This window comes from Streptomyces sp. NPDC001858, from assembly GCF_053594615.1.
Window position 1 is genome coordinate 276,241 of the sequence record NZ_JBSFEV010000008.1, and the last position, 14,636, is coordinate 290,876.

General features: G+C 73.6%; 10 protein-coding genes. 2 read left to right on the forward strand and 8 right to left on the reverse strand.

Annotated elements, in window-relative coordinates:
• Window positions 1–66 precede the first annotated feature (66 nt).
• Window positions 67–579, reverse strand: a complete 513-nt coding sequence (locus tag ACWCPF_RS14880) for a hypothetical protein (protein WP_451045412.1) — start codon at window positions 577–579, stop codon at window positions 67–69.
• Between the two features lie 206 nt (window positions 580–785).
• Between ACWCPF_RS14880 and ACWCPF_RS14885 the strand changes: the two genes are divergently transcribed.
• Window positions 786–2,462, forward strand: a complete 1,677-nt coding sequence (locus tag ACWCPF_RS14885) for a serine/threonine-protein kinase (protein ID WP_451045413.1) — start codon at window positions 786–788, stop codon at window positions 2,460–2,462.
• 24 nt (window positions 2,463–2,486) lie between these two features.
• Here the strand turns inward: ACWCPF_RS14885 and ACWCPF_RS14890 are convergent, their stop codons facing one another.
• The 7 genes from ACWCPF_RS14890 to ACWCPF_RS14920 form a co-directional block, all read right to left on the reverse strand.
• Window positions 2,487–4,076: a serine hydrolase gene (locus ACWCPF_RS14890; RefSeq protein WP_451045414.1), complete on the reverse strand. Its 1,590-nt coding sequence runs from the start codon at window positions 4,074–4,076 to the stop codon at window positions 2,487–2,489.
• A gap of 48 nt (window positions 4,077–4,124) precedes the next feature.
• A complete protein-coding gene (locus tag ACWCPF_RS14895; RefSeq protein ID WP_451045415.1) occupies window positions 4,125–5,090 on the reverse strand; it encodes a DUF1152 domain-containing protein in 966 nt (321 codons plus the stop codon).
• 177 nt (window positions 5,091–5,267) lie between these two features.
• On the reverse strand, window positions 5,268–6,632 hold the full coding sequence (locus ACWCPF_RS14900) for an FAD-dependent oxidoreductase (RefSeq protein WP_451045416.1): 1,365 nt from the start codon (window positions 6,630–6,632) through the stop codon (window positions 5,268–5,270).
• Between the two features lie 213 nt (window positions 6,633–6,845).
• Window positions 6,846–9,542: a SpoIIE family protein phosphatase gene (locus ACWCPF_RS14905; protein WP_451045417.1), complete on the reverse strand. Its 2,697-nt coding sequence runs from the start codon at window positions 9,540–9,542 to the stop codon at window positions 6,846–6,848.
• 51 nt (window positions 9,543–9,593) lie between these two features.
• Window positions 9,594–12,167: a SpoIIE family protein phosphatase gene (locus ACWCPF_RS14910; RefSeq protein WP_451045418.1), complete on the reverse strand. Its 2,574-nt coding sequence runs from the start codon at window positions 12,165–12,167 to the stop codon at window positions 9,594–9,596.
• A gap of 104 nt (window positions 12,168–12,271) precedes the next feature.
• Window positions 12,272–12,958, reverse strand: coding sequence for a lipoprotein (locus ACWCPF_RS14915; protein ID WP_451045419.1), 687 nt, complete (start codon window positions 12,956–12,958; stop codon window positions 12,272–12,274).
• Between the two features lie 131 nt (window positions 12,959–13,089).
• The gene (locus ACWCPF_RS14920; RefSeq protein ID WP_451045420.1) at window positions 13,090–13,527 is read right to left on the reverse strand and encodes a cupin domain-containing protein; all 438 of its coding nucleotides are present in this window, start codon (window positions 13,525–13,527) and stop codon (window positions 13,090–13,092) included.
• A gap of 194 nt (window positions 13,528–13,721) precedes the next feature.
• On the opposite strand from ACWCPF_RS14920, the gene ACWCPF_RS14925 reads away from it, so the two are divergent.
• Window positions 13,722–14,468, forward strand: a complete 747-nt coding sequence (locus ACWCPF_RS14925; protein WP_451045455.1) for a hypothetical protein — start codon at window positions 13,722–13,724, stop codon at window positions 14,466–14,468.
• Window positions 14,469–14,636 lie beyond the last annotated feature (168 nt).

Below are 14,636 nucleotides of genomic sequence, written 5' to 3' on the forward strand. Positions count from 1 at the left end.
CGCCCCTTCAGGGCGCTGCCGAACCGCAGCCGACTTCGCGCGACCCGCTTAGGCCTCCGGCGGCCGTCAGGCTGCGCCGTTTTGTGGTTGTGGGGCGGGTGCGCTGAAGCCGCCGGGGATCAGGCGTGGGGGGCGCGCGGCCGGGGGCCTCGGCTGCGGGTCCCGGGCCGCGTCCGCGACCCGGGGGCGCGGCGGAGCCCCCCGGGCCAGCACGCGCGCGTGCGGCAGCGACGCGGCGCACGCCGAGCAGACTTCGCTGAGCGTCCACACCTGGCCGACCGCAGGGTCGTGCCGCAGCACGAGGACGACCGCGCCCGCGCAGGCCACCCGGGCGCCCTCGTGCAGCGCGCACCGCTGACGGCGGCACCAGCAGGCGGCGTCGGGATGCACCTCCGCCGCCTTGGCGTGCGCGGCGGCGTGGGCCACCGCGAAGCGGCGCAGGGCCGGCAGGTCCCGCGAGCGCGGCGGCATCGCGCACGCGGAGGAGCAGGTGACGGAGGCGGTGCGGTCCCGGTGCCCGACCACACGGATCGTCCAGCAGCGCCCCGGTCGGCGGGCCGAGGGGACGTCAGGGTGCATAAGAGCCAAAGCACTTGTCCTTCGTGGGCAGAGGGGAGGGCGGGGAGCGAGCAGGGAGCGGTCCGGGGTCGGGGCGTAGCCCGGCGCGGCACGAGCCATTGGATGTGACCTCGTTCACAGCATGCCCGTGGCCCCGCGGACCATTCGCGGTGTGCCCCCTCTGGCCGACACACCGACTGTCGGTCGGTACCCCTAAGCTCCCTCCCATGAGCACAGGGGGACCCCACAGACGCGTCGTCGACGACCGCTTCGAACTGGTGCGGCGACTCGGCGGCGGAGGCATGGGCCTGGTGTGGCGGGCCCGCGATCTCGCCCTGCACCGGGATGTCGCCGTGAAGGAAGTGCGGCCCCCGGACCCGGACCTGGCCGAATACGACCCCGAGGGCGCCCGCACTCTGCGCGAGCGCGTCCTGCGGGAGGCCCGCGCGCTGGCCCGCGTCGACCACCCCAACGTCGTCACCATCCATCACATCGTCGACGGCGGCGAGCACACGTATCCGTGGATCGTGATGGAGCTGGTCGAGGGCGGCTCGCTCCAGGACCGGCTCCAGCAGGGCCCGATGACCCCGCTGGAGGCGGCACGGCTGGGGCGCGAGGTGCTGTCCGCGCTGCGCGCCGCGCACGCCGTCGGCATCGAGCACCGGGATGTGAAACCCGCCAACGTCCTGCTGCGCCCCGACGGGCGGCCCGTGCTCACCGACTTCGGCATCGCCGCGATCCGGGAGTCCGCGAGCCTGACCGCCACCGGCGCCGTGATCGGCTCGCCCGACTTCATGGCCCCGGAACGGGTCAGGGGCAAGGAGGGCGGTCCCGCCGCCGACCTCTGGTCGCTGGCGATGCTGCTGTACGTCGCTGTCGAGGGCCACCATCCGCTGCGCCGCGAGAGCACGCTCGCCACGCTGGCCGCCGTGCTCAGCGACGACGTTCCCGCCCCGCGCCTGGCCGGACCGCTGACCGGCGTCCTGACGGCACTGCTCGTCCGGGACCCGCAGGCCCGCCCCGACGCGGCGGAGGTCGACCGGATGCTCACGGCCGTGATCGACGGCGAACCGCAGCCGCAGCCGCAGTCGTCGACGCCCACGTCCTACCCGCTCTCCCCGCCCGCGGCGGCGGCCGTCGCCGATGTGACGCCCGCCCCGCACCCCCACCTCACCACCGCCCCGAACGCCGGCGCCGCGCCACGAGCGCGCCGGGCCCGGGTCCTGGCCGTCACCGGAGCCGTCGTCGCCACCGCGCTGACGGGCACCCTGGCCTGGTCGCTGCTCTCGCAGACGAAGTCCGACGACAAGAGCAGCGGCAGTGAGAGCGGCAGCGGCGGCCGGGCGACGGCGAGCGCCCCGGTCTCGCCGAGCGCGAAGCAGACAGCGGGATCATCGGGATCGTCCGGATCTTCCGGGGGATCCTCCGACGGCGTCTCCGCGGCGAAGGTCGACCTGCTCAACGCGAAGGGCGTCAAGACGGCCGTCGCGAAGCTGACCGCGGTCATCGGAAGCACGAAGGTCACCAGTTTCACCGTGTACGGGGACTACGCCATGGCGAACGCCCCGGTCCCCGGCCACCCCAAGCTCTACGACCGGTACACCTACCGGGGCGGGGACGTGGCGGTGAAGGAGGGAGCGGGCGGCACGATCATGCGGGGAGCGGTCCCCGTCGACCTCGGCGTCTACGACTGGGACGCCGTGCCCGCGCTGCTGGCCAAGGCCGACAGCAGCCTCAACATCGCGGAGCCCACGACCCGCTATCTGTCGATCAGCCCCGCCTCCACCATTTTCGACAGCGATCCGTCGATGAGCGTCTACCTGTCCGACGACTACGGCAGCGCCTGGATCGAGGCCGATGTGCACGGCCGGGTGATAGAGACCCACCCGCGCGACGACGGCTGACCCGGTCCCTTCCGTACCCTTCCGTCATCGGGTGAAGACGCCGAGCCCGTTCTCGTCGAAGGCCTCCACGGTGACCTGCGTCGCCTTGCCGTCCCGGTCGCCCCGGAAGGTGACGCCGGACAGTCCGACGGCGTTCTCGCCGACGGTCGCGAAGCTGAAGGTGTCCCCGTCGTAGTGGGTCAGCCGGAACGTCGTCGGCTTCGGGCCCAGCCGCATGGTCAGCTCGCCGCCCGACGCGGAGACCGTCAGCGGACCGTAGTAGCGGTTGGCGTACGTCCCGGTGTAGGCGGCGTCGGGGCGGGCCGCGGCCGCGTCGGCGGGCGGCTCGGAGTAGTCGGTGGGCGAGCGCTGGGCCTCTTCCTCCTGCGCGTAGATCTTCCCGATCAGGTCCAGCCAGTCGGTCGTGGGCTTCCCGTGCTCGGCGGTGTCGAAGAAGTTCTGCGCGATGGAGTCGGCGAGGCCGACGGGCTTGCCGTTGGTGAGGACCACGATGCCCAGTTCCTCGCCGGGCAGCATCGTCACGTTGGTGTTCGCGCCGAGCGCGAAGGCGCCCGAGTGGCTCAGCCGCAGCCGGCCGAGGTCGTCGTAGCTCACGTTCCAGCCGAGGCCGTAGAAACCGGTGCGGCCCGCGGGCGCCGGCGGCGGCTGGGAGACGATCGCGGGGACGTGGGTGTGTTCGAGCTGCTCGGCCGGGATGATCTGCTCGCCGTCGAGCTTGCCGTTCGCCAGTTGCAGGCGCAGCCAGCGCGTCATGTCACGGGCGGAGGAGCTGGCGCCGCCCGCCGGGGACTGGGCGTCGGCGTCGCGCACGTACTGGGCCTGCCAGGCGCCGTCGGCGGCCTGGACATGCACGTCGGCCCGGTTCTTCGCGGCCCGGTAGTCGGCGAAGAGGTAGCTGCTGGAGTCCATTCCGGCGGGCTTGTAGAGGGTGTCCTCGGCGAGCTTCTCCCAGGTCGTGCCGGCGGCCTCGGCGACCGCCTGCCCGGCCGCCGTCGGCCCGTAGTTGGTGTAGGCGTACGAGGCGCGGAACGGGGTGAGCGGCTCGTAGCGGAGGTGGTTCAGGATGTAGGTGCGGTCGTAGCCGAGGTCCTCCAGCAGGTCGCCCGCGTGGTCGGGCAGGCCGCTGCGGTGGGAGAGCAGGTCGGCCACCGTGACCTGCCGGGTGACCCAGGGGTCCTTCAGGGCGAAGCCGGGCAGATGGCCGGCCACGGGGTCGTCCCAGCCGATGGTCTTGTCGCCCACCGCTCCGGCGATGACGGTCGACGTCAGCGGCTTCGACAGCGACGCCAGCTCGAACACCGTGTTCGCATCGATCCGTGCGGGCTGCCCGGCGTGCCGGACGCCGAAGCCCTTCAGATAGACGACCTCGTCCTTGTAGACGACGCCGACCGCGACCCCGGGCACGCCCGTGCGGTCCATCCCGGCCCGCACGAGGGAGTCGAGCTTGCCGACGGCCGCGTCCACCTCGGACCCGGTCAGCTGCGCTGGCGGCTGGGGCGGGGGAGCGGCGGCGAGTGCGCCCGGGACGACGAGGAGCGGAGCCAGGGCCAGGGCCGCCGTCCGGAGCTTCCCGCGGCGGTACGGCGTCCCGCGTCGAACACTCATACCGACCATTGAACGCCTGACCGCGCAGGGTGTCCTGCTGAGCGGCGCCCGCCCCTTTCAGTGGGGGAACGCCCGGGGCTGCCGCAGCGCGGGCAGCCCGTCCCGGAACTCCTCGATGCGGGTGCTGATCTGACGCATGAGGACGGTGTCCGCCAGCCGGTCCAGATAGAGGTTGCGGCGGGCCAGCCCCACGGCGTCGACGCAGAAGTACACCGCCATCAGCGGGTTCACGAACAGCTCGCTGTCCCGGGTCCGCTCGGTGAAGCGCACATCGCCGAAGTCGCCGCGGACGGCGGCCGCGACCGAGCCGTTGACGATGCTCGGGTGGCCGGAAGTGGCGGCCTGGGCGTCGGCGACCGCGTCGAGGTAGAGGGCGCCCTCCGTGCTCTCGCGGGGCAGGGAGAACGCGCCGAGGTAGGCGCCCTCGCGGTCCAGCGCGGCCAGGTTCTCCAGGGCGAGGGAGTGGTTCACCCCGTGGTACGCGTCCACGCCGAAGCCGAGGCAGGCCACCAGCCGCTGCGGGACGTCGTCGAGGCCCTGCACCGCCCCCAGGCTCGCCATGTCCTCCTCGGGCGTGCCCAGACCGTGCTCGTCGCCCCGCATCAGGATGTCCGTGCCGCCGTCCACCAGGACGACGGCGTCCACCCCGCCGAGGTGGTCGACGAGCGCCCGGTAGGCGTCCCGCAGCGGCGCCACGCCGGTGCGCGGGAAGGCGTACACCGTGGCGGGCAGGTCGTGCCGGTCGAGCCAGCGGGCCAGGGTGCGCTCGGGGAAGTAGTCGCCGTGGGCGGGGACCCCGGGCCCGACGGCGGCGACGTCCGGCTGCAGCCAGAACTCGGTGGGCAGGCCGTACAGGTCGGCGAAGGAGAGGTTGGCCAGGTGGACTTCCTTGCCCGCCGACCGCAGGGCGAGCGCCAGCGGAAGGCCGGCGTACACGTCGAAGCCGCCGCCCGCACCGGCGACGAGCACCCGGCGCGCCTCGCGCAGCCGGGTGAACAGGGGAGGCTCGTGGAGAGAGAACACCCCGGGAAGCTAGCAGGCCCGGCGAAGTCGGCAGCGCCCCTCAAGGGGCGCGGGGAACTGCGCGACCAGCCACGACGGCGCCGCAGCTAAACGACGGCACCTCGCGGCACTCCCAGCGGCGCAAGGTAGTCGGGGGCCCGGCGGGCCGAGGCCTTTCCGAGCCCCCGAAAGCGCTGGTTACGCGCCGCTCTCGCGCAGCATGTCCTCGCGCTCGACGATCTTCACGCGCTCGCGGCCCTGCGGCTCGCCCAGCGCCTTCTCGGCGGCGTCCAGCTTGTACCAGCCCTCCCAGGTGGTGAAGCGGACCTCGCGCTCGGCGAAGAACGCGTCCACGGCCTCCGGCTCGGGCGAAGCCGGCGTGTGCAGACGGCCGTTCGCGTGGTCGGCCAGCAGGTTCGACACCGTCTCGTTGGCGTCGCCCTTGGTGTGGCCGATCAGACCGACCGGCCCGCGCCGGATCCAGCCCGTGACGTACGTGGACTGGAGGTGCTCGCCGCTCTCCTGGATGACCCGGCCGCCCTCGTCCGGGACCGTGCCCGAGTCGATGTCCCAGGGCAGCTTGGGCAGCTTGTCGGAGAGGTAGCCGACGGCGCGGTAGATCGCCGTGACGTCCCAGTCCTTGAACTCGCCGGTGCCCTTGACGTTGCCGGTGCCGTCCAGCGCGGTGCGCTCGGTGCGCAGCCCCACGACCTTGCCGTCCTCGCCGAGGATCTCGGCGGGCGACTCGAAGAAGTGCAGGAACAGCTTGTGGGGGCGGTCGCCGATGTCGCGGATCGCCCAGTTCTCCAGCGTCTTGGCGACCATGTCGGCCTGCTTGTTGCCGCGCCGCGTCGCGATCGAGCCGTCGTCGTAGTCGATGTCCTCGGGGTCGACGATCACCTCGATGTTGGGGGAGTGGTCCAGCTCCCGCAGCTCCATCGGCGAGAACTTCGCCTGCGCCGGGCCACGGCGGCCGAAGACGTGGACCTCCAGCGCCTTGTTGGCCTTCAGGCCCTCGTGGACGTTGGCCGGGATCTCCGTCGGGAGCAGCTCGTCGCCCGTCTTGGCCAGGACGCGGGCCACGTCGAGCGCGACGTTGCCGACGCCCAGGACCGCGACCTTCTCGGCGTGCAGCGGCCAGGTGCGCGGCACGTCCGGGTGGCCGTCGTACCAGGAGACGAAGTCCGCGGCGCCGTAGGAGCCGTCGAGGTCGATGCCGGGTATCGCCATCTCGCGGTCGGCCGTCGCGCCGGTCGAGAAGATCACCGCGTCGTAGAAGGCGCGCAGATCGTCCAGGCTGATGTCGGTCGGGTAGTCGACGTTGCCGAAGAGACGGATCTGCGGCTTGTCGAGGACCTGGTGCAGGGCCGTGATGATGCCCTTGATGCGGGGGTGGTCCGGGGCGACGCCGTAGCGGATCAGACCGAACGGGGCCGGCATGCGCTCGAAGAGGTCGATGGAGACACCGGGCTCGGCGGCGACATCGGACTTGAGCAGCGCGTCGGCGGCGTAGATCCCGGCGGGGCCGGCTCCGACAATGGCTACCCGCAGGGGGCGGGGCATGATCAGGTTCCCTTCGAGCGACGACAGATCAACTCGAGGGAAGCCTAAACTAAGGCAATCCTTACCCGGTACGCGGGTCCGGTCTATGAGCTCATAAACATCATTGATGAGTCATCCGGCGTGCGGCGACCGGTCCGACGGCCCTGCGGCGACCGGCCCGACGGCCCTGCCGCGACCGGCCCGACGGCCCTGCGACGGCCGGTCCGACGCGCCTCACGGCAGCGGCTGTTCGGCCCAGATGACCTTGCCCGTCGGGGTGTACCGGGTGCCCCAGCGGTCGGTGAGCTGCGCCACGAGGAACAGCCCGCGCCCGCCCTCGTCGGTCATGGCCGCGTACCGCAGATGCGGCGAGGTGCTGCTGCCGTCGCAGACCTCGCAGATCAGGGTGCGGTCGCGCAGCAGCCGGACGCCCACCGGCCCGCTGCCGTAGCGGATCGCGTTGGTGACCAGCTCGCTCAGGATCAGTTCCGTCGTGAAGGACAGCTCCTCCAGGTCCCAGCGCGCCAGCTGCCGGGCCACCGCCGCCCGCACCTCGCCGACCGCGGCCGGATCCACCCGCACCTCCCACTCGGCGACCCGGTCGGCGTCCAGCGCCCGGGTCCGCGCGACGATCAGAGCGATGTCGTCGTTCGGGCGCGGCGGCAGCATCGCGTCCAGGACGGCCTGGCAGGTCTGCGCGGGCGAGCCGTCGGAGCCGTGCTCCAGGGCCGTGCGCAGCAGCTCCAGGCCGGTGTCGATGTCCCGCTCCCGGTCCTCCACCAGCCCGTCGGTGTACAGCACCAGCGAGCTGCCCTCGGCCAGCTCCAGCTCCACCGTCTCGAACGGCAGCCCGCCCAGCCCGAGCGGCAGCCCGGCGGGCACGTCCGGGTACACGACCCGGCCGTCGGGATGGACCAGCGCCGGCGGCGGATGGCCGGCCCGCGCGATCGTGCAGCGCCGCGAGACCGGGTCGTAGATGGCGTACAGACAGGTCGCCCCGGACACCGGCGCGCCCGCGCTGTCGTCCTCCTCGTCCTGGTCGATGCGCGCCACCAACTCGTCCAGCAGCCCCAGGAGTTCCTCGGGGGGCAGATCCAGCGCGGAGAAGTTGTGGACCGCGGTGCGCAGCCGTCCCATCGTGGCCGCCGCGTGCAGCCCGTGGCCCACCACGTCGCCGACGACCAGGGCGACCCGGGCCCCCGACAGCGGCAGCACGTCGAACCAGTCGCCGCCCACGCCCGCCTGCGCCGGGAGATAGCGGTAGGCGATGTCCAGGGCGTTCTGCGCGGGCAGGCTGCGGGGCAGCAGACTCCGCTGCAGCGTCACGGCCATACCGTGCTCGCGGGTGAAGCGGCGCGCGTTGTCGATGGAGATCGCGGCCCGCGCCACCAGCTCCTCCGCCAGCGCCACCTCGTCCGGGTCGAAGGGGTCGGGCCGCTCCGAACGCCAGAAACTGACCACGCCCAGGATCAGCGCCCCGGCCCGCACGGGCACCGTGATCAGCGAGTGGATGCCGAACTCCATGACCTGCTCGGTCCGCTCCAGGTCCTGCGCGCGCCACCCCGGCGACTCGGCGAGGCGGGCCTCCAGCACGGCCCGTTCGCACTGCAGACTGCGGGCCTGCGGGGCGGACGCCACGAACCGGATCCGCTCGCCCACCGCATACAGCGGCGCGCCCTTGCGGATCCCGCTCATCGCCGTGCGCCGCAGCGCGCCCCGCGCCTCCGGCTCCTCGCCGTCCAGGACGGCGTCGAACAGGTCGACGGCCGCGAAGTCCGCGAACCTCGGCACGGCCAGCTCGGTCAGCTCCTCGGCGGTCCGGGCCACGTCCAGGCTCGTCCCGATCCCCACCCCGGCCGCGTACAGCAGGTCGAGGCGCTCGCGCGCCGACTCCGCCCGGCCCGACAGGGCGCGCAGCTCGGTGGAGTCGCGCAGGGTGGCGACGCTGCCGGCCGGTCCGCCCGTCAGATCGGTGGGCCGCTGGTTGATCGCGAGCAGCCGGTCCCCGACCAGATGCACCTCGTCGGTGACCATCCGCCCCGAGGCCAGCAGCTCGGCGGTGTCCTGGTCGAGGCCCAGATCGACGACCTGCCGGCGTTCGGCGTCCGGGGGCAGGTCGAGCAGCCGCTGCGCCTCGTCGTTGGCGAGCAGCAGGTCGCCCTCGCCGCCGACGATGATCACGCCCTCCCGCACGGCGTGCAGCACCGCGTCGTGGTGCTCGTACATCCGGGTCATCTCGCGCGGTCCGAGTCCGTGCGTCTGGCGCAGCAGCCGGCGGCTGACCAGCGCGGTGCTCAAGGTGGCCAGGGCGAGGGCCACCGCGGCGCTGCCCAGGACGAGCGGCAGCTGGCGGTCGGCGGTGCCGCCGACATGCTCGGTGGTGATGCCGGACGACACCAGCCCGACCACCCGTCCGCCGGGCGTCTTCACCGGCACGACGGCCTGGACCAGCCTGCCGATGGTCCCGGTCACCTCCTCGACCACGACGCCGCCCTCCAGCGCGGGCTGGATGTTCCCGACGAACTTCTTGCCGATGCGGTCGGTCTTGGGGTGGGTGTAGCGGATGCCGTCGGTGTTCATCACGACGATGAAGTCCATGTCCGAGGCCTCGCGGGCGGCCTCCGCCCGGGGCTGCAGGATCGCCGTCGGATCCGGACTCGCCAGCGCCGCCACCATGCCCGGCGAGTTGGCGAACGACTGCGCCACGGCGAGTGAGCGGTTACGGGCCTCCTGGGTCGTGTCGTGCCGCACCTGGAGCAGCAGCGCCACCACGGCGGCCACCACCAGCACCAGCACGATGACGACCTGCAGGACGAACACCTGCGCGGCGAGACTGCGCCTGCCCAGCGCGGACTCGGGCGTGCGCCGGCCCCGCTGGCCCCGGGGACGACGGGCCGGCCGGGCATCCGAGCGCCCCAGGAGTCGGACCATGTGCCATGTCTACACTGCCCGGCCGCGTGAGGCGAGAGGCATCACAGAGCGTCACGGGCCGCGTCGTTCGCCCTCGCCCTGCCCCGGCGCCGGGCCGGCCGCCTTGCCGTCGCGCCGCGTCGCCAGCAGCAGGGCGATGTCGTCGGGCCGGTCCGCCGTCTGCCGGGCCGTCGCGGTGAGCCGGTCCGCGACGTCGCCGAGGGAACGGCCCGGGGCGGTGTCGGCGGCGGCCAGCGCCTCGCGCAGGGCGGTGATGCCCTCGTCGATGTCATGGCCGGGCCGCTCGACGAGCCCGTCCGTGTACAGGGCGAGGATCGCGCCCGGCTCCAGCCGCAGCTCCGTCACCGGGTACTGGGCGCGCGCGTCCACCCCGAGGACGACCCCGCCGGGCAGCTCCACGACCTGGGTGCGGCCGTCGGGATGGCGCAGCAGCGGCGGCAGATGCCCGGCGCGGGCCGCCCGCGCCACCCCGGTGGCCGGATCCAGTCGGACGTAGCAGCAGCTGGCGAACTGGCCCGGGTCCAGGTCGATGAGGAGGTGGTTCGTGCCGCCCATGACCTCCTGGGGCGGCCGGTCGCCGAGCGCGAACGCCCGCACCGCGCTGCGCAGCTGCCCCATGGTGGCCGCCGCCTGCACCCCGTGCCCCTGCACGTCCCCGATGACCAGGGCCAGCCCGTCGCCGGCCTCCACGACGTCGTACCAGTCGCCGCCCACGTCCATGCCCTTGGTGCCTGGCAGATAGCGGCCGGCGGTCTCCACGCGCGGGTGCTGCGACAGCCGCCGGGGCAGGAGGGCCTGCTGCAGCCCGCGCGCGAGGGCCGCCTCGGTGTCGTAGCGCTGGGCCTTCTCCATCGCGTGGGCGATCAGTCCGGCGAGCGCGGTCAGCACCGTGCGCTCCTCGGTGCTGAAGCTGCGCGGACCGTCGAAGCCGAGGATGCACGAGCCGACCGGGCGGCCCGAGGCGATCAGCGGCAGGAAGGCGCGGGCGCCCACCGGCGAGTCGAGCTCGATGCCCGGATAGGCGGCGGCCAGCTTCTGCATCGAGTCGAAGAAGAGCGGCCGTCCCGTGGTGAGCGTCTCCACGCCGGGCAGCCGGGCGTCCAGCCCGACCCCTTCGAAGGGGGCCAGGAAGCCGTCGGGGAAGCCGGACTCCCACGCCAGGTACAGATGCCGCTCGTGGAGCAGGTAGATGGCCAGCATGCGGCCGCCGAACGCGGGCAGCAGCTCCTGCATGACCACCGCCGACACCTGCCGGGCGGTCACCGCCTCCGTCAGCGCGATGGCCAGCACGATGGGCCGGTACAGGGGAGCGGTGGCGGCGCCGCCCGGCACCGGGACGTCCTCCGGGTCCACCGGGTCGGGGGCCGCGTCGTCCGGCACCCGGTTCGCCGGGACCGCCGTCCAGGTGACCAGGTCCGCGCCGGGATACAGGGACATGCGCAGCCAGTCGCCCTCGTACGCCGACGGGACGGCGGGCCGGTCGGCGACGGCGGGCAGCCGCACATGGAAGTGCGCGGGCTCCGGGGACAGCAGGGCGGCGCGCAGGTACTCGTCGTAGGTGCGCTGGTTCAGCAGCGGCACGGCCTCCCACAGCGGTCGGCCGACCAGCCGGTCGTGGGGCACGCCCAGCAGCTGCCCGGCCCGAGGATTGGCGTAGACGACGATCCCCAGCCGGTCGAGGCAGAACACGCCCACCGGCAGGAGATCGGAGGCTCCCTCGGCGAGGGACCCCGGGCCCGGGTCCAGGAGCACGCCGACGAGCGGGCGGGGCGGCGCGGGCGCGTCGGCCGGCCGGCCGGGTTGCGGGCCCGTCGCCGCGTCGGTCTGCTCCCACAGTTCCAGCAGCCGCAGCGCGCCCTCGGTGGTGCGCAGCTGGATCGGCAGCGGCGGAGGCCGCCCCTGGGCCGTCCGGTGCAGCAGGCCGGGGAGCCGATGGGCGTCCGTCGGGTCGAGGGCCCCGGTCAGGGCGTCCAGCGTGCCGGGGTCGCCCGGGCGCAGTCCGAGCAGTGCCCGGCCCCGCTCGTCCACGGTGACGGCGTCGGTCGCCGGATCCCACGACAGGCGCCCGACGCGCCCGGGGGCCGGTCCGGCGGCCGGCGGCCGGACGCACAGCGGCTCGTCGTCCCAGGTGACGGTCCCGCCGTCGGCCGCCAGCCGCAGCAGGGCCGCGGCCAGGGTGTCCGCGACGGCCGTCAGCCGCTCACGCTCCGCCAGGATCTCCGCCGCGTCGCCCGCCGCCGGACGCAGGACGGTGATCACACCGAACCCCCGGCCGTCGGCCACGACGGGCACATAGAGCGAACCGAACTGGAAGGGCAGCCCCGCCGCGAACTGCGGATAGCGGCGCATGCTCTCCGTCGCGTTGGCCAGCACCACCGGGACGCCCGTCCGGTGCACGTCGGCCACCGGGAAGGGCCGGTCCGCGTTCAGCCGCCACCAGGGGCGGAACAGCTTCCCGGGCAGCCCCGCCAGCACGGCGAGGCGCAGCAGCCCGGCCGTGGCCGAGCACAGGTAGACGCCCCCTGCGATGCCGCCCGCCGCCCGCAGCGCATCGGCCACGGCCCCGGTCAGCAGCGCGGGCGGCGGTCCGGACGGCTTCCGCTCGTCCTCGGCGCTCCCAGTCATCGGCCCTACCTCGTCCGTGCGCCGCCGCGTGTGCCACACAGCAAGAATGCGCCACACCTGCCCGCATGTGCATCCGGGCAGGCGGCGCGGCGGCCCCGGGCCGGTCAGCCGGCGGTGGCGCGCAGGGTGCTCTTGGCGAGCTCGTAGGCCGGGAGCATCGCGTTGTGCTCGCCGGTGTCCAGACCGCCCAGATGCAGGACGACGGGACCGGCGGACGTGGTCACGGCGACGGCGTGCTCCGTCTTCGACTCCTCCATGACCTTGCTCGTGGTCACGTACTCCACCTCCGTGCCGGTGAGGCCGCCCATCTCGACCGTGCTGTACTTAGCCCCGCTCGCCTCCTGCTCGGCGGCGACGAAGGCCTCCAGCACGGAGCGGGCGTCCGCGTCGCCGGGCTTGCCGGTCCACACCCTCAGGAACCCGATCTTCCCGGCGGGCTTGGCGTCGATCTCGCAGGCCATGGTGACCGGGCCCTGGCGCACGAACAGATCGGCGAGCTCGGCCAGCTCGCCGGTGGCCGCGGTCGCCTCCGCGGCGTCGACGGCCTCGGCCTTCCAGGACTCGGCGATGTCGAAGCTCACCGGAAGCTCGCAGGCCGAGCCGGTCGCCCCCACGGACCCGCCGCGCTTCGCGACCTTCGCCGACGTCTTCGCGGTCGCCGTTGCCGACGCCCCCGCCGCCGTGTCCGAGCCCGCGTCCCCGTCCCCGCAGCCCGTGACCAGCCCGGCCAACAGCGCCGCCAGAGTCAGCCCCCGGCCGACGTTCCCCACGTTCCCCGCCCCACCACGCACCGCTGAGTCTCCTCTCGACGCCGGCGCGATGCCGGCGGGGCACTGTAACCGAGGAGGACATGGCCCCCGCCACCGAGATTTCCCGGCCCAGGAGGCGGGGCGCCGACCGGAACGCCGATCTCCGGCCGCGGTCAGCCGTACGCGAGCGCCTCGGGGGGTTCTGCGCGCGTAGACAGCGCACTGCCCTGCGCGAGGAAGAACAGGGCGCAGATGTGCAGGGGCTCCGGCTCCCGGTTCTCCGCCATGTGCACCCCCTGCGGCCCCACCGGCTCGACGATGCACCCGCCGGCCGGCGTCACGCACTCGGAGCCGTCCGCCAGGGTCCGGGTCAGCACGCCGGCCGTCACCACGGCCACGACCCGGCCCTCGTGGTAGTGCCAGGGCAGCGAACCGCCGGGCGGAATCGCGTAGTTCGCCACCGCGAGCCGGGTGCCCTCGGGCACGGCCAGGGCCAGTTCTTCGGTGAGGACGCCGTCGGCGAGCAGGGCCGGCACGGGCTCGAAGGCGATCGGTCCCGCCGTGCCGCGTAACCTGGCCGGGCTCATGTTCCGCTGGTCAGTGCGTTCCACGGAAGTGACATTAGCCCACTTGAGTTACAGCGGCGTGACCCGCAGTCAGGAAGCCTGGCCGCCGGACGAATGATCCTGCCGGGCCGTCTTCTCGTCTTCCTGGACATGACTCGTACGAAACCTCGTGCGACCGGTGTTTGGGGTCGACCGTGAGCATCCTGCGTCAGGAAGCGGAGCGGTCGCACGGCGACCGCGTGGAGCACGAGCCGCGCCGGGGCCGCGCCGCGGCGCCGGCGCGCCTGGCCGCGTTCGCCGGCCGGACGCTGCGCGGCGAGTGGCACGGCATCGTCGTCGATCCGCTGCGGCAGCTGCGCCGACGCGGACCGGGCGCGCTGCTGCCGGCGTTCGTGGCCTGCGCGGGCGTCATCTTCTTCCACGCCATCGCCCAGCACCCCACCGGCGCGACGGCGGTGCGCATCCTCGGCGGGGTCCAGGGCGACCTGCCCCTGTGGCTGACCCTGCTGCGCACCCCGGTCTCCCTCTACGTCCCGGCCCTCGACCTGCCGGTGTGGGCCGGCCTCACCCAGCTCTTCCTCGCCTTCGCCCTGGCCGAGCTCGCCCTCGGCCGCCGCCGGACCCTGCTGATCGCCTACGCGTCCACCCTGGCCGGCACCCTGACCGTGCGGGTGATGCTGGCGATGGGGCCGGGCCACGGGGGGCTCGGACTGCCGCCCGAGATCGGCCGGGTGCTGGACACCGGCCCGTCCGCCGCGGTCGTCGGACTCTTCACGTATCTGTCGGTCGTCCGCCGCGCGCCCATCGTGTTCACGCTCACCGGCGGCTCGATGGTGCTGGAGTCGGTCGCCGAGCCCAACTTGGCCGGCCGCGAGCACCTGATCGCGGTGGCCGCCGCCGTCGTCATGGGCCTGCTGCACGAACGCGCCCGCCGCAAGAGGCAGGTCACGGCCGCTTCGCTGGGGCGGGATGCGGTGCCTGCCTGAGATGTTGCTATGAATACGTCGGGCGGTTGAACACTCCCGCGTCCCACCGCGTATGGGGGCAGGGGGATTTCATGTCCGTGGGCCGCCGACTACGCGTAGGAGCATTCCTTGGTACAGAACAGACGCAGACGCCAGACGGGCGGGCGGCGGGCGACCTTCGCCGCGGTC

Coding starts and splice junctions, on each gene's coding strand:
- ACWCPF_RS14880 (WP_451045412.1), bottom strand. CDS start 579: ATGCACCCTGACGTCCCCTCGGCCCGCCGACCGGGGCGCTGCTGGACG.
- ACWCPF_RS14885 (WP_451045413.1), top strand. CDS start 786: ATGAGCACAGGGGGACCCCACAGACGCGTCGTCGACGACCGCTTCGAA.
- ACWCPF_RS14890 (WP_451045414.1), bottom strand. CDS start 4,076: ATGGTCGGTATGAGTGTTCGACGCGGGACGCCGTACCGCCGCGGGAAG.
- ACWCPF_RS14900 (WP_451045416.1), bottom strand. CDS start 6,632: ATGCCCCGCCCCCTGCGGGTAGCCATTGTCGGAGCCGGCCCCGCCGGG.
- ACWCPF_RS14905 (WP_451045417.1), bottom strand. CDS start 9,542: ATGGTCCGACTCCTGGGGCGCTCGGATGCCCGGCCGGCCCGTCGTCCC.
- ACWCPF_RS14910 (WP_451045418.1), bottom strand. CDS start 12,167: ATGACTGGGAGCGCCGAGGACGAGCGGAAGCCGTCCGGACCGCCGCCC.